We start from the raw sequence: 20,055 nt of genomic DNA, 5'->3' as shown, positions 1-20,055 counted from the left end.
CCGATTCAAACCGTGGTGGGCCCGGCCGAGAACGGAAGAGCCAACGGGCTCCGCGACGGTTTCGCCGAAGGGTATCTGCGGGGAAGAGCCAGTTATATCGTCAATCAACCGCGCCCGGCATTCCCGGTTCGCAATGTGAAAGTATTGTATGTCGGTTCGGGGAAAGGTTTTCCGTATTCCCCGCTCGACGAGGCCGTAACGTCAACGCTCCGCACCTTAACCGCCGAGCTGATCGCCGCCGTGCCGGGCGATCCGATTCCGGATTTGGCGGCGCAGCATAAGCCCGATCTGTTGCTCGCTCTCGACGGGCTGGAGCTCCCTGTGGAGCATGTGGAAGCCGTGCGGGCGATGGGCATTCCGACGGCCGTCTGGTTTACGGATGATCCGTATTACACCGATATGACCATTCCGCTGAGCGCTCACTACGATTATGTGTTTACGCTTGAACGGAACTGCGTCGAGCCTTATCGCGCCGCCGGCTGCAGCCAGGTGCATTATCTGCCGTTTGCGGCGTTTCCGGCGCACTATCGGCCAACCTTGATCCCATCCCCTCATCGCCGCAATGTTAGCTTTATCGGCTCGGCTTATTGGAACCGGGTGGTCTATCTCCAACCGGTCCTTCCCGCACTGATGGAACAAGGATTAATGATCAATGGCATCTGGTGGGATCGGCTGCCCGAGTTCCCGGCTTATGCGGACCGGATCGAGCTGGGCAAGTGGATGGGACCGTTGGAGACGGCCGAGGTCTACAGCGGTTCGAAAATCGTCCTGAATCTGCACCGTTCTCCGTTCGAGGAGGACGTCAACAACAACAATGCGGGGATTCCGGCGGCATCGCCCAATCCGCGGACATTCGAAATCTCGTCCTGCGCCACGCTCCAACTGGTCGATGCGCGCGACGATCTGGCGTCGTTTTACCTCCCCGGGGAAGAGATTGAAACGTTCTCCTCGCCCGAGGAATTGGTTGATAAAGTCCGCTTTTACCTGACCCATGAACAAGAGAGACGGGAAATCGCGCTTCGCGCACTGGATCGGACCTTGCGGGATCACACGTATGCGAATCGGTTGGATCAGCTGTTGACTGTGATTTTCGGGTGAGACCTGCGGTAATGAGGCAGGGGCCGGAAAGCCCGGAACCCATGCAAGCAAAGGAGGGGCAATCGTGCCGGATAAGAAAAAGCTGCTGCTATTTTCGCATGTGTGCAATTCAAGAAACGTAACCGGTGCCGAGAAGCTATTGTTGTTCAACGCCAGAAAGCTATCGGTGTACTATGACTGTACGATTGTGGTTCCCCGGCAAGGCAGTTTATCGGTATCGGCCAAACGTTACGGGATCCGGACGATCATGTGCGACAACGGGTTGCTTTACGGCATGTGTTCTCCGCACGCCGGTTTGGCCGGCGAGTTCCGCCAGGTCGCCTGGAGCGAACAGGTGCAACGCACGATCGAGCTGCTGAACGAGGAGCGGCCGGATGCCGTGCTCGTGAATACCAGCGTCAACGTTTCGCCGGCGATCGCCGCGAAACAGCTGGGGATCCCCGTCATTTGGCAGATTACCGAGGTGATCGCGTCCAATGAATTCACCGCGGAGGCGGTGGAGCTGATCGGGAAATACAGCGACTTGATTATCGGGATTTCCGATTCCGTGCTGCTCCCCTTCCTGGGAACGCCGTTCGCGGGCAAAACCGCCCTGCTGTACCCTTCGTGGAATCCCGAGGATATCCACCCCGACATCTGGCCGGCCCAACGCCGGCATAAACGAGCGCTATGGAAAGTCAAACCGTCGGAAGTGCTTGTGGGGTACATCTCCTCCTACCTGATTCCGGAGAAAGGGGCCGATCATTTCATCGCGGCGGCGTTGAGCTTGGCGGACCGGTTCGCGGCGGCGAAGTTCGTCGTCGTCGGCGCGGAAATTCACCATGAGTATTACCGGGATTTGAAGCGGTCGGTTCAGGCGTCCGAGCATCAACACCGGTTTGTTTTCGCCAGTTTTGAAGAACGGGTGGAATCCGCTTTTTGCGCGATGGATATCGTTGTCGTTCCCGGGATCCTGCCCGAAGGGTTTGGGTTAACCGCGCTGGAGGCGATGGTATTCGGCAAACCGGTCGTCGCATATGCCTCGGGCGGGCTGCGCGAAATTCTGGAGGCGGTGGGCAGCGGGGATTACCTGGTATCGACGCGGGATAGCGGCGGGCTTGCGGAGAAGTGCGCGGAGCTGCTGGCCTCCTCGGAGCTGGCCGCCAGCGTGGGAGGGAGAAACCGGGCCCAAGCGGAAGCGGTGTTCGGCCCGGCTGCCTACGACTTGCGGCTTCAAGGGTTGGTTCAGCGCATGCAGGGGCTTTCGGGTCTTGCCGTCCCTCTGCCCGAACCGGGGGATGGGCCCGCGGACGGGACGGATGTCCGCGTCGCCCCCCTGGAGTCCATGTCTACCGGGGAAATGCCTCCGGCGTCGCCCGCCTCCCCCTCCGGGCATCGCCGGAGAACCCGAACGAAGCGAACCAAGCGCTTGCGCCGGAGAAGACCCGGTGCAAGAGGAAGCTTAACCGCTCGCCGCAGCAGGAAGGGTCGCGTTCGCAAGCCGGCCCGGCGCCGCCGCAAGCCTGTCCGGAGAACGGCGGGCGCCCGTACGAAACGCATGCGTAAACGCAAGATGTCAGCAAGGAGATGAGACCGTGAAGATCATGACCATTTTGGGAACCCGGCCGGAGATCATCCGGCTAAGCCGGATCATCCCGCTGCTGGACCGGTGGGCCGACAAACATGTGCTGGTGCACACGGGACAGAATTTTACGGCCAGTCTCAGCGATGTTTTTTTTCGGGAGCTTGGGTTGAGACAGCCGGATTATGTTTTTCAAGACCATCAAACGACGCTGGGCGGCCAGCTTTCGGCCATGTTTGCCCGGATGGAACGGATATTGGAAGCGGAACGCCCGGATCGCGTGCTGCTGCTGGGAGATACGAACAGCGCGCTTTGCGCCGTGCTGGCCGAGCGGCTTGGCTACCCGGCGATCCATATGGAAGCGGGCAACCGCTGCTTCGACTTGGAGGTTCCCGAGGAGAAAAACCGGAAAGTCATCGATGCGGTATCGACGATCAATATGCCTTATACTCCGCAGAGCAAAGCGCATTTGCTCGCCGAGGGGGTTCCGAGCCGCCGGATCGTGCTGACCGGCAATCCGATTTATGAAGTGATGAAGCATTACGAGCCGCAGATCGAGGCGAGCGGCATTCTGCAGCGGCTGGGGCTTAAAGAAGGAGAATATTATCTCGTTACGGCCCATCGTGCCGAGAATGTCGATCGGCCGACTTCCCTGCATGCCATTATGGAAGGTTTAAACCGGGTAGCGGAGTCTACGTCCAAGCGGTTGATCTGCAGCATTCACCCGCGCACAAAATCGCGGATCGAACGCGATTTGAAGCTGGAAATGCATCCTTTGGTTGAGTTTCATGAGCCGTTCGGTTTTTTTGATTTCGTGAAGCTGGAGAAGCATGCGTTATGCGCGTTGACGGACAGCGGCACCGTACAGGAGGAGTGCTGCATCATGCAGGTGCCGACGGTCACGGTTCGCCGAACCACGGAGCGGCCGGAAACGGTCGATTGCGGCAGCAACGTCGTTTCCGGCGTGGACGCCCGCAGAATTGCCGAGGCGGCGGCGCTGATGGCGGGGATGGAACGCTCGTGGCCTTGCCCCGAAGGCTATCTTGAGGAGAACGTTTCGCAGAAAGTGGTCAAATTCGTGCTTGGAGGGAAGTTGAATGTTTAAAGATCAAGTCATTCTCGTCACCGGGGGAACGGGGTCCTGGGGATACGAGCTGATCCGCCAGCTCCTTCCCCAGGAGCCGAAGGAGATCATCGTCTATTCCCGCGGTGAGGCGGCGCAGGTGGCCATGAGCCGCGCCTTTGACGACGAGCGCCTTACGTTCCGCATTGGGGATATCCGCGACAAGGAGGCGCTGACGGCGGCCTGCCGAAACGTGGACATCGTCTACCATCTGGCTGCCTTGAAGCATGTGCCCATTTGCGAGGAGCAGCCCGGCGAAGCGCTGAAGACGAACGTGGTCGGCACGCAAAACGTTATCGAAGCCGCTATCGAAAACAATGTCAAGAAAGTTCTCTATATCTCTACCGACAAAGCCTCCAACCCGTCCAACTTTTACGGCATGACCAAAGCTATCGGCGAAAAGCTGGTCGTATACGCCAATCTGCTCCAGGAGCAGACCCGGTTTGTATGCATCCGGGGCGGCAACGTGTTGGGCACCAACGGCAGCGTCATCCATTTGTTCAAGCAGCAAATCCGCGAGAAGAAGGAGGTTCGGATCACCGATTTGAAGATGACCCGATTTTTCCTGACGATGCCGGAAGCGATCCAGCTTCTGTTCAAGGCGTCCAGGGAAAGCGTGGGCGGCGAAATCTTCGTCATGCTGATGCCGACCTGCCGGATCGTCGATCTGGCGGAGGTGCTGATCGAGGATTCGGGAGAAGCGGACGTATCGATCGTGGAGTCGGGGATTCGGCCCGGGGAACGGATTCATGAGCTGCTGCTCAGCGAATACGAAAGCCGGACGACCGTGGTATACGACAAGGAGTATCTGGTCATTATGCCTGCGCTGGAAATTGCGGGTTTGAAGGAGCGGTACGGTCATTTGCCGCTCGTCACCTTCGGCGAGCTGAGCTCGGAGCATGCGCTGATGAACAAGGAGGATATTCGCGGCATGCTGATTAAAGGAGGATTTCTTTCATGAAAATACTGATCCTCGGAGGCCATGGCATGGCTGGTCATGTACTGGTGCGGCATTTCCGGGAGCACGGAGGGCACCGGGTGTTTTATACGTCGCGCGATCCCGGAGATCCCGATTCGCTGATTTTGGATGCCGGCGATATCGTGGCCGTCGATCAGGCCGTGCAGTTGGTTCGTCCGGACGTGATGATCAATGCGGTCGGGGTCCTGAACCAGTTTGCCGACCGCGACAAAATCATGGCTTACCACATCAACGGATTTCTGCCCCACCGGCTGCGGCATTTGGCGGACAAAATGAACGCGCGACTGATTCACATCAGCACGGATTGCGTTTTTCGCGGCGACCGCGGCGGCTACCGAGAGGACGATCAACCCGACGGCATCACGACCTACGCCTTAACCAAGGCGCTCGGGGAAGTGCGCGACGAAGGGCACCTGACGATCCGCACCTCGATCATCGGGCCGGAAGTTCGACGTCAGGGCATCGGGTTATTTCATTGGTTCATGAGCCAAAAAGGCAAGGTATCCGGGTACCGCCGGGTCAAATGGAACGGCGTGACTACGGTGCAGCTCGCCAAAACAATCGAATTATTGCTCGATCGTCCAGTGTCCGGACTGATCCATCTGGCGCATCCGGAAGTCGTCAGCAAATACGAGATGCTTCAGCTGTTTCGGGAAATCTGGGGGAGAGGCGACATTGAGGTCGAACCGGACGACGGCCCCGCGCTTGATCGGACACTGGTGAACACCCGTCCGGAGGCGATGGTTCCTCTCCCCCCCTTTCGGCAAATGCTGGAGGAAATGGCCGAATGGATGAGACGGCATGGGTGACGGGACGGCGATCCTTATCACGGGAGCCGGCGGTTTTACCGGCCGCCACGCCAGCTTCCGTTTCGCCGCCAAGGGGTACCGGGTCTTTGCGTTGGTGCGGAGCGAAACCGGGCTGCCCGCCATTGAAGGGGTCCAGTACATGGTCTGCGATTTGACGGACAAAGCGGCGGTCAAGCGAACGATCGACCGGACCCGGCCGCAGTACGTGCTGCATCTGGGCGGCAAAAACTCGGTACCGGATTCCTGGGCGGAGCCGCTTCTCTACATGGAAAGCAATGTCATGACGACCCTCTACCTGCTGGATGCCTTGCAGGCCTACGGTCTGGCGGATACCCGCGTGCTTGTTGCCGGCTCGCGTCTCAAATTCGGACTTGAGCGGCCGCTTCGGCCGACCCATCCCTACGGGTTAAGCAAATCGCTGCAAGAGGCCGCGGCGTTGGCATGGGGAAAGCTGTTTCACCTTAACGTCATGATCGCCGAACCGGGCAATTTGATCGGAGCCGGGCCGTCTACGGGCATCTGCTCTCTGCTCGCTCGACATATCGTGCGTTTGGAGCGAGGGGAGTCCCCTCCTCCCTTCTTATTGTCCGCCGCGGACGCCCGCCGCGATTTCTTGGACGTTCGCGACGCGGTGGACGCCTATGAAACGATGCTGCGCAAAGGCGAGATTGGCGAGGTATATCCGGTTTGCTCGGGGCGGGAGAGGAGCTTGGCCGAACTGGCCGAGGATTTCGCGCAACTGACGGACGCCGCAGATTTAAAGATTCGGGTCGGTTCCCCAGCGGGTGAAGAAGCGTTCCGCAGCGACGTGCCGCTCCTCCCGCAAGCGCTTTGGGCTCTGGGGTGGCGCGCGAGCGTGGCTTGGGAACGATCCCTGCAGGAGGTACTGGACTATTTTCGCAAGGAGGGAACCGCATCGTCATGAATCCACGCGTCAGTATCATTATTCCGTTTTATAACTGTCCGTATATCGAGCAGGCGGTGCAAAGCGCGCTAAATCAAACGTACCCGCATACGGAGATCATTGTCGTTGACGACGGCTCGACCGCTCATGCGGAGCGGCTTGCTCCTTATCGCGGGCATATTTATTATCTGGGCAAAGCCAACGGCGGAACGGCCTCCGCGCTAAACCACGGAATCCGCCATTCGTCCGGGGAATACGTCGCCTGGCTCAGTTCGGACGATCTGTTTTCGCCCGAGAAGATCGCGCTTCAGTTGAATTTCATGCGGGAACAAGGCGCCGAAATCTCGCATACCAATTTCCATTATATCGATGAGTATGGACGGGTCACTCAATACAATGCCGGCATGCAGCCGCTGGGGATGCGGGAACTGGCGAATACGTTCTATGGCGGCAATCCGGTTAATGGCTGCACCGTGATGATTCGCCGCAGCCTGATCGAGCGCGTCGGTTTGTTTGATGAGGCCCTGCCTTATACTCACGATTACGATTTATGGCACCGGGTGCTGCTGTCCCGCGCCGCATTTCCTTATTTGAACGTGCCGTTGGTCTCCTATCGCCGCCATTCGGGGATGGGAACGCTGCGCCACCAGGCGGCCATTTCGGCGGAGATCGCGTTCATCCAGAACCGCTACCGGGACGCGCTGACCCACCTTATCGCCACTTCATGAAGCCGGAAGCGGGTCTCTTCGGCAAGAGAGACAAAATAAGCGGTTATCTTGATCAAGTTGTCTATACCAAAACCGCGCTCTGATCATAACCTGTACTAGATTACAAGAAGGTGGTGATTAAGAGATGGGTGTCTTTCTTGATGCCAGAAGCTCCGTAAACTCCAACCAGCCCGGTTTCCCGGGGACGCCGCTCACAGATACTCCCGCTTTGTTCGGGATCATTGGGCTGCAGACGCAAAACGTTCCGAATCCGATCGTCATACTGCAAGGGGTCATCGGCATTCTGGGGGATGTTGGCGATACGTATACGATCGAAATCGTTCGCGGTGCGACGTATGCTCCCGCCAATGTCATCTTTACGCTCGATGGCGTCGTCAGCAACGCCACTTCGACGGAAGTCACGTCTTTCATAGCCGCCGACCTCCTGGCTCCGGCCGCTCCGGAAACCGTATATACGTCCTTTATTTCCGGGGCAACAACGGCTATCCGCAACGGTCCCGAAGCTTTTACAGGCATTGCCCAACAGGGTTAGGTTAGGCCCAGAAAACCTGCCTCGGGGAGTCCCGGGCAGGTTTTCTGCTAAACGAGTATTTGATCTCCGACAGAAAAGGACTTGAAGGGATGAAGCGGCTAAAAATTTTGTTCGTGACGAAGGATTTCAGTCAATATCTGGAGCGAAACTTCCACTATATGCAATTGGAACTGCGAAAACATGCCGATTTGGCTTTGGATTATAGGGGCGGAGAGGTACGGGCGATTCTCCGGCGGATCCCCTTTCGGCCCGATTTCGTTCTGTTTAACGACATGTTTCATGCCTCCTATTGCCCTAAAGTTCATGGGCTGGCCCAGTTGAAGCTGCCTTGGGGCATGATCATGCATGATCTTCACGCCAAGTCCGAGCAGCGCCGGGAGTTTCTGCGCCGGTTTCCGTCCGCGAACATCTTTACGATGTATCGGCAAGCGTTCGGGGAACGGTATCCCGAGTTCAAGGGCCGTTTGTTTTGGCTCCCCCATTTCGTGGAGCCCGGCGTGTTCAGGGACTATCGGCGCCGGAAAAATATCGACGTTCTGCTCATGGGCGCATCCAACCCGAAGGTGTACCCGCTTCGCCATAAGATGAAGAGCGCCCTGTCCGGGCATCCCGGCTTCGTATGCCATAACCACCCCGGCTATGCGAATTTCGGCTCCGAAGCCCAGGCGCCCGTGGCGCGCGGTTTTGCCCTTGAAGTGAACCGGGCCAAGATCTTCTTGAGCTGTGATTCGATATACCGCTATCCGCTGCGCAAATACTTTGAGGTGCCCGCCTGCAACACGCTGCTGCTCGCTCCCGACAACGCCGATTTGCGGGAGCTTGGCTTCAGATCCGGCGTACATTTTGCGGCCGTCACGGAGCGGGACTTTCTGGCCAAACTCCACTTCTATCTGCATCCGAACAACGAATCGCTGCGGGCCAAGATCAGCCGGCAAGGATATGAGTTCGTCCGAGAGAAACATTCGACCTCCGTCCGTTCCCTGCAGCTTCTCCAAATGATAGGTTCGATCGTCGGTTGATTCCGATACGGAGGGATCGCGATTGAACTAACCATCGTCAAAAATCAAGCGAAAGGGGAGATGGATTTTGTCACGTATTATCGCCATCGTCGGTATGGGCTATGTCGGTTTGCCTTTGGCCGAAACCTACCTGGACCAGGGATTTCGCGTCATCGGCCTCGACAAGGACGAGAATAAGTTGCGGCTATTGCGAATGGGGCGCAGTTACATCGCTGACGTTCCGGAAGCGAAGATCCAACGTTATGTCGAAGCTCAGCAACTGACGGTAACTTCAGACTTCGGGGGGCTTGCGGGTGCCGAAGCGGTCATTATTTGCGTACCGACCCCTTTGACGGACCAGCATGTACCGGACATGACCTACCTTATCGATGCCGCCGAAAGGATCGGGGAGCATCTTCGGCCCGGGCAGTTGGTCGCGTTGGAAAGCTCTACTTACCCTGGAACCACGCGGGAGGTCATTTTGCCCCTCCTGCAAAAAAGCGGTTTAAACCCGGGAACGGAGTTTTTTGTCGGATTTTCTCCGGAACGCGTCAATCCCGGAAGCCGCCGTTATCCGCTGCGGGATATCCCCAAGATTGTCAGCGGCATTACCCCCGCTTGCACCGATCGGACGGAGGAACTGTACCGCGCGGCTTTCCGAACCGTCGTACGGGTGTCTTCGACGGAAACCGCGGAAATGGCCAAATTGCTGGAAAATACGTTCCGCTTCGTCAATATATCGTTCATCAATGAGTTTGCTTTACTCTGCGATCGATTGGGGATCAATGTCTGGGAAGTGGTGGAGGCCGCCTCGTCAAAGCCTTTTGGCTTCAAAGCGTTTTACCCCGGCCCCGGCGTCGGAGGACACTGCATCCCGGTTGATCCGATCTATCTGCAATGGAAAGCGCAACAGGTGGGGGCAGCCAGCTCGTTTATCGAGATCAGCTCGCGGATTAACCGCGAGATGCCGGCCTACATCATTTCCCGGCTGCAGGAGGAATTGAACGTCCCCTCTCTTGAAGGCAAGCGAATTCTGATTCTTGGCATTACGTTCAAAGAGGATGTCGCCGATATCCGCGAATCGAGCGTGATCGAATTGATCCGGCTGTTGATTGCCGCAGGCGCGACGGTCGATTATCACGACCCGCTGATTCCGGAGGCGGAGATCGGAGGCGTCAAGCTGCGTTCGGTGGAGTTAACGGAGGAGCGATTGGCCTCTTCGGATTGCGTGGTGCTGGCGGTTCATCACAGCGGATTGCCGCTGGAGGACGTCATGGAGTACGCGCCGTTCGTGTTCGATACGCGAAATGCGGCCGCCGGCATTCAGGGCAAAGCGCGGATCGTTGCGCTAGGAGGCGGAAAATCCGGATCCGCAGGGCGAAAAGCCGGTTCCTAAACGGAAATTCACGATTAATATAGTCACGAAAGGAAGGTTGAATGATGTTCAAAGACAAGACGATTTTAATTACCGGGGGAACCGGATCCTGGGGAAGAATGCTGACAAGGAGACTGTTGCAGGAGGGGCCGCGGGAAATCCGAATCTTCTCGAGAAACGAATACGCGCAGGTTTTGATGCAGCGGGAATTTGCCGGGCACGCCTCCTTGCGGTACCTGATCGGCGATGTCCGCGACTATGCGGCGGTAGAAGCGGCCTGTAAGGGAGTCGACTATGTCTTTCATTTGGCGGCGTTAAAGCATGTGCCGGTTTGCGAATTTCAGCCGGAAGAAGCGCTGAAGACCAACGTGCTCGGAACGGAAAACATCATTCGGGCAAGCATCGCGCATAAGGTCATTAAAGTGATTGATGTCTCTACCGACAAAGCGGTGGATCCGACGAATACGTACGGCATGACCAAAGCGATCGGGGAAAAGCTGATGATCCGCGCGAACGATTTAAGTGAGCATACCCGGTTTACCTGTATTCGCGGAGGCAACGTGCTCGGAACCAACGGCAGCGTCGTCCCGCTGTTCATCAATCAACTGCGTGAAGGAAGAGCTTTAACGCTAACGGTTCGGGAGATGACCCGGTTCTTCCTGACCTTGTCGCAGGCGATCGATCTGCTCCTCAAAGCGGCCACGACGGCGATCGGAGGCGAAACATTCGTCATGAAAATGAAGGCTTGCCGAATCGTCGACATTGCCGAGGTGCTGTCGGAACATTACCTTGGACGCCAAATTCCCGTCCAGGAGATCGGCATCCGCCCCGGGGAGAAACTTCATGAAGTGCTGGTCTCCCGTTACGAAGCTCCTTATACGCTGAAATATAGCGACCAATATTTTGTTATTCTTCCTCCCGGCTCCAAGGAGCTTGTTGCCCATTATTCCAATCTGCCGCGCGCTTTGTTCTCCGAATATCATTCCAATGCGTCTTTGCTGAACAAAACGGAGGTCGCCGAGCTGCTGAAGGAGGGAGGGTTCTTAAACTGATTACCGTCAGCTTATGCATGATCGTCAAGAACGAGGAGGTTCGCCTTCCCGTATGCTTCAAATCGGCCGCGGATTTGGTGGATGAAATCGTCATCGTCGATACCGGATCAACCGACCGAACCAAGGACATCGCGGCGGCTTACGGGGCCAGAGTCTATGATTTTGCCTGGCGCGATAACTTTGCGGCCGCGCGAAATTACGCCTTTTCCTTAGCGACCTGCGAATATATTCTCTGGTTGGATGCCGACGATATCTTCACCGAACCGAATCGTGCCAAGTTCCTCCAATTGAAAAGCGAATTGACTTCGGATGTCGATGCGGTATTGATGAATTACGTGCTTCGCGAGCAGGAGCAAACCGGAGCCCCCTTGGCCTTTACCCGGAGAAATCGTTTGGTTAAGCGAAGCCGAAACTATCGCTGGATCGGCATCGTACACGAATATCTGGATGTCGCGGAAGGAAAACGGCTGCTGTCGGATATCACCGTTACCCATCGCGGTGCCGGAGACCATTCCGGACGGAATCTGAAGATCATCGAAAATTATTTGGCTGCCGGCGGCGTGCTGGAAGGGCGGCTGCGTTATCATCTGGCGTGCGAGTTGGCCGATTCCCGGCGGTTTGAAGAGGCGGCGGCGCATTTTGCGGAATTTCTCCGCGACTCTAAGGCGAACCGGGATGACCTGGTGCTGACCTGCGCCCGGTTAGCCGATTGCTACGAGAAGCTGGGGCGCGAACCGGAGAAGCTGGAGGTGTTGCTGCAATCGCTCCGGTTTGATATCCCGCAGTCGGAAATCTGCTGTGCCATCGGAAGATGCATGGAAGACCGGCAGGAGTGGGCCATCGCCGCCTATTGGTATGTTCAGGCTCTGCAGAACGCGAATGGCGGAAACTGGACGGCGATCGTTCACGCCGCGTCCCGGACCTGGCTGCCGCATAGCCGGCTTTGCCTCTGTTATGCCCGGCTCGGCCATTTGACTAAAGCTTACGAGCATAACCGGGAGGCGCTTCGTTATTTGCCGGACGACCCCGGGCTTCTCGAAAATGAGAAAAAACTAAAACAGGCTTTGGGGACGGCGTTTCCCCATTAGTATATGTATTTGTACAAAAAAAATTGCCGAATAAAGAACCTCCGGATTCACTGGAGGTTCTTTTGGCGTTTTCATTCATTTACCCCTAATTGCTGCAGCATTTGGCGGAACGAATCGGCATATTGCTGCGGCGACAACCACTGGTGAATATGCTTTTGCCCCAAGCTTCGGATCTTCTCCCGCTGCGCGTGATAGTCCATCAGCTCCAGCGCGCCGGCAACCGCTTGGCCGACCTGCGGATAAGGGAAGAACTTGCCCGTTTCATTATGTTTAATAAAAAGACGGACTCCTTCCGAATCGGTGGTGAGGACGGGACAGCGGCAAGCCAACGCTTCGGCGACAGCGTAACCGAAGCCCTCCAGGGTAGAAGTGGAGATCAGCAGCCCCCCGGAATCGCCGACCCGCGACAAATAAAAAGGCATCTCCCGGTTTGGCGTATTGGGATACAGCTTCAGGCTGGATTGAAGTCCCAATCGGCTGACGTTTTGCCAAAACGCGTTTTTGGTTTCCTCAGACGGAAGCTGATAATCGAGAAACATCCAGATTTCCGTCCGCGGACGCTGGCGGTGCAGTGCGGCTGCGATTTCCAGGAACAGCTCCCAGTTCTTATTGGGTTCCAGCCGTCCGACCCAAGCGATGATCGGGACCGGGTTTTTCGGTTGAACCTTATAGTGGAAGTGCTGCGTGTCGAGCGGATTCGGGAACACGAATCTGGGCAGTGTCGGATAGCACGCGGCGGCCAGCTCGATTAAATGGGGCGTTGGCGGCATCAGTGAAGCTTGGCAATGGCGGAGAACTTCCTCCGTTCCTTCCCGAAGCGTCTGCTCCGCTTGTTCCCGCGTTCCCAAACCCTGGATTTCAAATATAATCGGCTTCTGAAATCCGAGCCGGCGCAGCCTCCCCGGAATCCAGTAATCCGAGGTAGCTATAACCGCATCATATTGCGGCAGTCGATGAACCAGTTCGGCATCCCCAGGCCCCACCATAACGGGAATGTTCGCCAACTGCGTGTTAATTAAACCGGACCCGGGGCGCAAATACATAATATGACCCTCGATATTCCGGGTTTTTAGTGCAGCGCAGCGCAAGCGGTTTAAGGTCTCCACCCCTCCGCTCGGAACATAGAACGTGAACAGCACTTTCATGGGCTAGCACCCCTTGAAGTTATTGAGCCTCTTACGATTAGTTTACGCGTGACGCGAACCGGACGTGTGGGTTGATTTGCCGCGATTCGCCCCACCGTCAGCCAGGCGGGAGGTGGGTCGTTCGGTTATGTTTACCTGTATGACGACAACGGGATTTAGCGCATCCTAAGTCCTGTTTCATACATCAATTATTACGGATGGAGGATGACTACATGCGAGGAGCGAAAGTCGTTAACTTATCGTTATCCGCAGCATTGCTTGCCGGCGTTGCTTTGGTGGCGGGTTGCGGTAATGGCACCGACAACAATAATGTGCGGACGCATAACATGCGGGGCAATCACCGCAATTATGACGTCAATTCCCTAAACGAGGGCAATCGCCTGTTCTCCCGCAGTGCCGGCAACGGGCAGGATGAGCGAATCCGTTCCCTGCGTTACAGTCCCGCGCTGAGCAATAAAGTCGCGCAGCTCCGCGACGTCCAAACGGCACATGTCGTTGTTACCGACCGTGATGCTTATGTCGGCGTCACGCTCCACGGCAATACCACGACAGGCCGTACCACCGCGTACGGCATGCAGCGTCCGAACGGAATCGGTCTCGGGACGACCAATGTCGGCGGACCTTATGGCGCGGACTACGGCACCCGCGGCGCCGGAGACAACGGATTCGCTCGCGGCAACGGCCGTACGGGCGGTCTGTTTGATCTCGGACGCGGCGGTTTGTTCGGGGCGGACAATAATGTAAACCGCGGCGGCAACGGCTCCATGCTGGGAACCGGAACAACCGGTAACCGGTTCGGATCCGGAGGCGGCATGGGCATGTCCAGCATAAACCGCGGAACCGGTACGGGTGCTTCGGCTTATGGCACCGGTACGAATAACGGGACGATGAACAACACCCCTTCGGGCTTCACCACCGGGAACGGGGCCTTGGGAGCGGGAACCGACAACGTATCCCAAGACGTTAAGAACCGGATAGAGGCTGCCATCAAGCAAACGGCGCCGCATATCCGCAATGTCTATGTGTCCGGCGACGCCGACTTTGTCTCCCGCATCGGAGATTACGGAACGCAAACCCGGGGCGGCGGTACGCTGAACAACTTCATCAGCGATTTCGAAACGATGATCAACCGCGTGTTTCCCGGACGTACGGGAACGATGACCGGCCCTAACGGCTATGCGCCGACAGGTCCAAATGCCGGCATGGGCAACGGGACGGGGACCATGGGTACGACCGGTACCGGCGCACGTGGTATGAATGCCGGCTTCACAGGCGGAACAACCCGTTAAAGGAAGATGAATGAAATAACGAATAAGCGCGAGAAGCGGGACAAGATTGTCCCTGCCGCTCGCGCTTTATCTTTTGAATGAGATGTATCCTTTATTCGTTTGCTTGGAAAGCACGTCCTTTGATCCATACCCGCTTGAGGTCCAGCTCCCGGTCAACCAGCAGCAGGTCCGCCTGCTTGCCGGTCTCCACCGAGCCGGTCAAATGATCGATGCGGATCAGCTTCGCCGGATTGCCGCTGGCGGCTTCCGACGCGCGTTCCACCGATAACCCGACCTCGCGCACAAGATAACGGAACCCCCGGATCATCGTCAGCGTGCTTCCGGCCAGCGTGCCTTCGCTGTCCCGAAGCGTGCAGACGTTGTCCTTAACGACGACCGGCAGGTCGCCGAGCATGTAATCACCGTTGCCGAGCCCCGCTGCGGACATCGCATCGGTGATGAGGATCAGGTTGCTGCCGGTCTTCACGCTGGCCAGCAGCCGGATCGCCGCAGGGTGCACATGGATTCCGTCGGCGATGATTTCCGCGCTGATTCCCGGCGTGCTCAGGATGGCGCCCGCAGTGCCCGGTTTGCGATGATGCAGCGGGGTCATGGCGTTAAACATATGCACGGAGTGGTTTAACCCTACCTCATAAGCGGCGATGATTTCTTCGTAAGTCGCATCGGTATGGCCGGCGGCCGCCGCGATTCCCTGCTTCCGCAAATAACGGATCAGTTCATGCGCCCCTTCCCGTTCCGGCGCAAACGTCACCTGCTTGATCAATCCCGGATATTGCCGGTCCCAGGCTTCAACCCATTCCCGGTTAGGCGGGACGATGTGAGCGGGATTTTGCGCTCCGGGCCATTTCGGGCTTATGAAGGGCCCCTCGAGGTGGACGCCGACCAATTGGGCATAAGGCATGTTGCCGGCCATATATTGATGGACTTCCGCCAGCACTTCGTCGATCATCGCTTTGGGCAAGGTCATCGTGGTAGCCAGCATCGAAGTGGTCCCCTGGCTGCAATGCAGCTTGGTGATGGCATCCAGACCTTGCTTGCTTGGTTTCGAGAAATCCTCCAGCATGCCGCCGTGCACATGCACGTCGATAAAGCCGGGCAGCACGTAGCTGCCTCCCGCATCGATTGTCTCGACGTCCGCAGCGGCAGCGTGGGTTCCCGGCAAGCCTGCGGTTGTACCGACGTAAGTAATCACGCCGTCTTCAACCGCGACTGCGCCGTCGCGGAACGTTCCGCGCGGGGTAACGACTTCGGCGTGAACGAGGTTGAAAGTTCGTCCGTTTCCGCTCATTACAGGAATCTCCCTGCGGCTTGGTCGACGACAACGACAACGTTGGAGTGAGTTTGCAGCAGCGATGCCGGGCATTGCGTCGTAATCGGCCCTTTCAACGCTTTGGCGATGATTTCCGCTTTGTCTTCGCCTTTGGCCATCAGCAGGATTTGCTTGGCCTGCAGGATCGAGCCGATCCCCATCGTCAGCGCATGCGTCGGCACCTCGTCGATGGAATTAAAGAAGCGTGCGTTCGCGAGCCGGGTCCGTTCTTCCAGCTTCACGACATGCGGCGGACCCGTAAGCTCTTCGGCGGGCTCGTTAAAGCCGATGTGGCCATTATGGCCGAGGCCGAGCAACTGCAAATCGATTTGACCGGCATCGTCCAGCAGCTTCGCGTAATCCTTGGCGGCTTGCTCGGGATCCGCAGCGTTTCCGGATGGCACATGCGTATTTTCGCGTACAATATCGATATGGTTAAACAACTTCTCGTCCATGAAGCGGCGATAGCTCTCGGGATGGTCTGCGGGCAACCCGATATATTCGTCGAGGTTATAGCTGCTGGCTTGCTTAAAGCTGACGCTGCCTTCCTTGTAGAGCTCGATCAGCTTCTCGTACACCCCGACCGGCGTGCTGCCCGTTGCCAGGCCCAGGATCGCCCGCGGATTGGATTGCAGAAGACTGGCGATGATGCCTGCTCCGGTTTCATTGAACTGCTGCTCGCTGCTGGTTTTGATAATATTCAGCATTCGTGTTGACCTCCTTGGATTTTACGGTAAATTTGAACGTTCTGGTACGAGCTTTCCAGCTTGGGAATGAAGTCCTGAAATTCCAGACTGACCATACCCGTAAACAAAATATCGATGACGTGCAACTGCGCGATCCGCGAGGCCATATCGCCCCGGCGCATGCCTTCCTCCAACGATGACGAAAATAATGGGATGTCCGCCAGCGTAGCGAGGCGGTTGCTGCTGTACTGCGTGAGCGACAACGTGGTTGCGCCGCTGTCCTTGGCGCAGCGCAGGGCATCGATCGTTTCCGGCGTTTCCCCGGAATACGAAACCGCCAGCGCCACGTCGCCTTCGCCCAGCGAGGAAGCCGAGGTGATCTGCATGTGGGAATCGGCGAAGGCGGTGCAGTTCTTGCCGATGCGCACCAACTTCTGATAGAAGTCCTGGGCTACGATCGAGGAAGTCGCAACGCCGTACAGATCGACGCGCTTGGCGCGGCATAACGCCTCGACGGCTCGGGACAGCTGGTTCATGTCGAGCAGCCGGGTGGTGTCGGTGATGGAGGCCACATGGTTGGCTTCCATCGCTTCAACGATTTTGCGCAGGTCGTTGCCGGCGATGATGTCCTGGTAGTGATTCTCCGCAGGTTTATGGGCCAGCTCGGAGGCCAGCTTCATTTTGAAATCGGGGAATCCTTTAAAGTGGAAGGTTTTGCAGAACCTCGTCACCGTCGAAGGGCTGATTCCGCACGCGTTGGCCAGCTCCGTGATTCCCTGATGAATGACGGAAGCGGGCGCTTCCAAAATGTATTCGCCCAGCTTGCGTTCCTGCGGCGGCAACGTCTCCAAATGGCTGGAAACGGCATGCAATATGGGTGTCATCGCGATGATCCTCCCTTCGGAAGTATGGCTTTTGATCGCTAAACGAAAATTGTTTTTATAAAATCTGTGTGAACTGTGAAAATAATTTTGATACTACGGTTTCATCATAATGGATTTCCGAACCGTTTTCAAGTAGGGTAACCCGCCAAATGGCGACAGATTCCTTGAATTTTCGGGCGCCGCATAATAAACTTAAAGTACGCGTGAAAATCGGGTTTCGAGCGCGAGAAGGTGTTGGAGGAGATAACTCCAACTTGGAGAGAGGAAGGGTAAGGTTGACGTCTGATCTCGACAATTATATAGATCGGATCGAGTCGGTGTGGTCCAGCTCGTTCCGCAAAGTAAAGAGCGAATTGATGCATCACCAGGAGCTTGGCTTGACCGGCCCACAATTTCATATGCTGACGCTGATCGCCCAGAAGAACACCTGCAATGTCAGCTATTTGGCCGAGAAGCTAGAGGTGAAGCCCAGCGCGATTACGGTCATGATCGACCGGCTTGTCCAGAGCGGTTACGTGGAACGGCGGCATGACGAACAGGATCGGCGGGCGGTACTGCTGTCGGTAACCGAGCGGGGATCCGAGGTTCTGGCGGAAGCCCGGAAAAGGTCGCGGGAAGTGTTGAAAACGCATTTATCCGTGTTAAGCACGGATGAACTGGAGATGCTGATTACGATCCTGGAGAAGTTCTCGAGAAACTACAAACCTTAGTTGGGCAAAGAAGGGCAGCACACGCAAAGAACCGCGGGGGAATCCCGCGGTTCTTTGCGTGCATCGGCGCCGTCTTTCGGCGGCAGAACCGGAAGTTTCTATCGGTGCGATATGTTGATAAAATTTTGAAATCTTAAATTTGAAAATGAGGCGGGTGCGGAGATGACGCGCCTGAGGCTGTCGGGTTATGATAAGAGGAGGAATGTAAGCGTTATTCTATCGTGTGAAACGAGGGGAAGGTATGGATAAATACATATTGGCGTTGGATCAGGGAACGACGAGCTCGCGGGCCATCTTGTTCAATCGGCGGGGGGACATTGTCCACTCGGCCCAGCGGGAGTTCCCGCAGTATTTTCCCGAGCCCGGCTGGGTGGAGCAGAACCCGAACGAGATTTGGGGGTCGATCCTGTCGGGCATTGCGTCCTGCCTGTCGGAATCCGGCATCAAGCCCAAGCAAATCGCGGGGATCGGGATCACCAACCAGCGGGAAACGACGATCGTTTGGGAGAAAGAAAGCGGCCGCCCCGTCTATCCGGCGATCGTCTGGCAATCGCGGCAAACGGCTTCGATCTGCGAGGAGCTGCGCGAAGCGGGCCATGATGCCCTGTTTCGGGCCAAAACCGGGTTGCTGCTCGATCCGTATTTTTCCGGAACGAAGGTCAAGTGGATCCTCGATCATGTTGAAGGTGCTCGCGAACGGGCCATGAACGGGGAGCTGTTGTTCGGCACCGTCGATACGTGGCTGATCTGGAAGCTGTCCGGCGGACGGCTGCACGTGACGGATTACTCCAATGCGTCGCGGACTCTGATGTACAACATCCACGAGCTGAAATGGGATGACGAGCTGCTCGCGCTGCTGGATGTACCGAAGGCGATGCTGCCCGAGGTCAAATCCTCCTCCGAGGTGTACGGGACGACGATCCCGTATCATTTCTTCGGGGAAGAGGTGGCGATCGCCGGGGCGGCCGGGGATCAGCAGGCAGCGCTATTCGGGCAGGCCTGCTTCCAGCCGGGGATGGTCAAAACGACGTATGGAACCGGCTGCTTCATGCTGATGAATACCGGAAATACCCCCGTCTTGTCCGAGCACGGATTGATTACTTCATTGGCCTGGGGGTTGAACGGGAAAGTAGAGTATGCGCTGGAGGGCAGCATCTTTGTGTCCGGCTCGGCCATCCAATGGCTGCGCGACGGGCTGCGGATGTTCCGGGACGCGAAGGACAGCGAGACTTACGCGGTGCGCGTCGCGTCGACCGAAGGCGTCTACGTCGTCCCGGCCTTCGTCGGGCTCGGCAGCCCGTATTGGGACAGCGATGTGCGCGGGGCCGTATTCGGCTTGACGCGAGGCACGACGAAAGAGCATTTCATCCGGGCGACGCTGGAGGCGCTGGCTTACCAGACCCGAGACGTTCTTGGCGCGATGCAGCAAGATTCCGGGTATGCCGTGCGGTCCATGCAAGTGGACGGAGGGGCCGTAGCGAACGGATTCCTGATGCAGTTCCAAAGCGATATTCTCGGCGTCCCGGTGGAGCGTCCGGCGATTGGCGAAACGACGGCGCTGGGGGCCGCCTTTTTAGCGGGGCTGGCGGTAGGCTACTGGGGACATCTGGATGAGATCGCGGAGTGCAAGCGGCTGGAGCGCCGCTTTGAACCGGCCATGCCGCAGGCTACGCGGGAAGCGCTCTACCAAGGCTGGCTAAAAGCGGTTCATGCCGCAATGGCCTTTAAATAACGGACCGCCCAATTCTTTGCGGCACCGCACCATTAACCCTGCTCTTTCATAAG

19 protein-coding genes are annotated in these 20,055 nt (G+C 57.2%); 15 read left to right on the top strand and 4 right to left on the bottom strand.

The features are described 5' to 3' along the window. The first annotated feature begins 348 nt into the window (after positions 1-348). The 12 genes from ACZF99_RS20545 (at position 349) to ACZF99_RS20490 (ending at position 12,247) form a co-directional block, all read left to right on the top strand. Positions 349-1,098, top strand: a complete 750-nt coding sequence (locus ACZF99_RS20545) for a CgeB family protein (protein WP_483612858.1) — start codon at positions 349-351, stop codon at positions 1,096-1,098. 64 nt (positions 1,099-1,162) lie between these two features. Then, a complete protein-coding gene (locus ACZF99_RS20540; protein ID WP_483606813.1) occupies positions 1,163-2,668 on the top strand; it encodes a glycosyltransferase family 4 protein in 1,506 nt (501 codons plus the stop codon). Between the two features lie 4 nt (positions 2,669-2,672). Next, positions 2,673-3,764, top strand: a complete 1,092-nt coding sequence (gene wecB, locus ACZF99_RS20535; RefSeq protein WP_483606812.1) for a non-hydrolyzing UDP-N-acetylglucosamine 2-epimerase — start codon at positions 2,673-2,675, stop codon at positions 3,762-3,764. Further along, positions 3,757-4,743 carry a polysaccharide biosynthesis protein gene (locus ACZF99_RS20530; RefSeq protein ID WP_483606811.1) on the top strand — a complete coding sequence of 329 codons (987 nt, stop codon included), beginning with the start codon at positions 3,757-3,759 and terminating at the stop codon, positions 4,741-4,743. Before wecB ends, ACZF99_RS20530 begins: the two co-directional genes overlap by 8 nt. Beyond that, positions 4,740-5,570: an SDR family oxidoreductase gene (locus tag ACZF99_RS20525; RefSeq protein WP_483606810.1), complete on the top strand. Its 831-nt coding sequence runs from the start codon at positions 4,740-4,742 to the stop codon at positions 5,568-5,570. Before ACZF99_RS20530 ends, ACZF99_RS20525 begins: the two co-directional genes overlap by 4 nt. Then, positions 5,563-6,495 carry an NAD-dependent epimerase/dehydratase family protein gene (locus ACZF99_RS20520; RefSeq protein WP_483606809.1) on the top strand — a complete coding sequence of 311 codons (933 nt, stop codon included), beginning with the start codon at positions 5,563-5,565 and terminating at the stop codon, positions 6,493-6,495. Before ACZF99_RS20525 ends, ACZF99_RS20520 begins: the two co-directional genes overlap by 8 nt. Then, positions 6,492-7,202: a glycosyltransferase gene (locus ACZF99_RS20515; protein ID WP_483606808.1), complete on the top strand. Its 711-nt coding sequence runs from the start codon at positions 6,492-6,494 to the stop codon at positions 7,200-7,202. Before ACZF99_RS20520 ends, ACZF99_RS20515 begins: the two co-directional genes overlap by 4 nt. Positions 7,203-7,326: 124 nt before the next feature. Continuing rightward, positions 7,327-7,734: a hypothetical protein gene (locus ACZF99_RS20510; protein WP_483606807.1), complete on the top strand. Its 408-nt coding sequence runs from the start codon at positions 7,327-7,329 to the stop codon at positions 7,732-7,734. 59 nt (positions 7,735-7,793) lie between these two features. After that, entirely contained in the window at positions 7,794-8,753 is a 960-nt protein-coding gene (locus ACZF99_RS20505; RefSeq protein ID WP_483606806.1) for a glycosyltransferase, read from the top strand. 67 nt (positions 8,754-8,820) lie between these two features. After that, complete coding sequence (locus ACZF99_RS20500) at positions 8,821-10,128, top strand: nucleotide sugar dehydrogenase (protein WP_483606805.1); 1,308 nt, start codon at positions 8,821-8,823, stop codon at positions 10,126-10,128. Between the two features lie 44 nt (positions 10,129-10,172). After that, the gene (locus ACZF99_RS20495; protein WP_483606804.1) at positions 10,173-11,159 is read left to right on the top strand and encodes a polysaccharide biosynthesis protein; all 987 of its coding nucleotides are present in this window, start codon (positions 10,173-10,175) and stop codon (positions 11,157-11,159) included. Between the two features lie 17 nt (positions 11,160-11,176). Then, a complete protein-coding gene (locus tag ACZF99_RS20490; protein WP_483606803.1) occupies positions 11,177-12,247 on the top strand; it encodes a glycosyltransferase in 1,071 nt (356 codons plus the stop codon). A gap of 71 nt (positions 12,248-12,318) precedes the next feature. Here ACZF99_RS20490 and ACZF99_RS20485 read toward each other — a convergent pair whose 3' ends face one another. After that, positions 12,319-13,392, bottom strand: coding sequence for a glycosyltransferase family 4 protein (locus tag ACZF99_RS20485; RefSeq protein ID WP_483606802.1), 1,074 nt, complete (start codon positions 13,390-13,392; stop codon positions 12,319-12,321). Between the two features lie 212 nt (positions 13,393-13,604). Here ACZF99_RS20485 and ACZF99_RS20480 point away from each other — a divergent pair, with 212 nt between their 5' ends. After that, positions 13,605-14,681 carry a YhcN/YlaJ family sporulation lipoprotein gene (locus ACZF99_RS20480; RefSeq protein ID WP_483606801.1) on the top strand — a complete coding sequence of 359 codons (1,077 nt, stop codon included), beginning with the start codon at positions 13,605-13,607 and terminating at the stop codon, positions 14,679-14,681. A gap of 91 nt (positions 14,682-14,772) precedes the next feature. Here ACZF99_RS20480 and nagA read toward each other — a convergent pair whose 3' ends face one another. Genes nagA through ACZF99_RS20465 form a run of 3 tightly spaced genes read right to left on the bottom strand, consistent with a single transcriptional unit; the run spans position 14,773 to position 17,560 of the window. Continuing rightward, a complete protein-coding gene (nagA, locus tag ACZF99_RS20475; RefSeq protein ID WP_483606800.1) occupies positions 14,773-15,969 on the bottom strand; it encodes an N-acetylglucosamine-6-phosphate deacetylase in 1,197 nt (398 codons plus the stop codon). After that, complete coding sequence (gene nagB, locus ACZF99_RS20470) at positions 15,969-16,697, bottom strand: glucosamine-6-phosphate deaminase (protein ID WP_483606799.1); 729 nt, start codon at positions 16,695-16,697, stop codon at positions 15,969-15,971. Before nagB ends, nagA begins: the two co-directional genes overlap by 1 nt. Further along, positions 16,691-17,560: a MurR/RpiR family transcriptional regulator gene (locus ACZF99_RS20465; RefSeq protein WP_483606798.1), complete on the bottom strand. Its 870-nt coding sequence runs from the start codon at positions 17,558-17,560 to the stop codon at positions 16,691-16,693. The genes nagB and ACZF99_RS20465 overlap by 7 nt, the downstream gene beginning before the upstream one ends. Before the next feature lie 275 nt (positions 17,561-17,835). Here ACZF99_RS20465 and ACZF99_RS20460 point away from each other — a divergent pair, with 275 nt between their 5' ends. Both ACZF99_RS20460 and glpK read left to right on the top strand, forming a co-directional pair. Continuing rightward, a complete protein-coding gene (locus ACZF99_RS20460) occupies positions 17,836-18,270 on the top strand; it encodes a MarR family winged helix-turn-helix transcriptional regulator (RefSeq protein ID WP_483606797.1) in 435 nt (144 codons plus the stop codon). Between the two features lie 241 nt (positions 18,271-18,511). Further along, on the top strand, positions 18,512-20,002 hold the full coding sequence (gene glpK / locus ACZF99_RS20455; RefSeq protein WP_483606796.1) for a glycerol kinase GlpK: 1,491 nt from the start codon (positions 18,512-18,514) through the stop codon (positions 20,000-20,002). The last annotated feature ends 53 nt before the right edge of the window (positions 20,003-20,055 follow it).

The sequence above is a fragment of the Paenibacillus sp. JL3B1040 genome, assembly GCF_057063165.1.
This window is presented reverse-complemented; position numbering and strand designations above follow the sequence as displayed.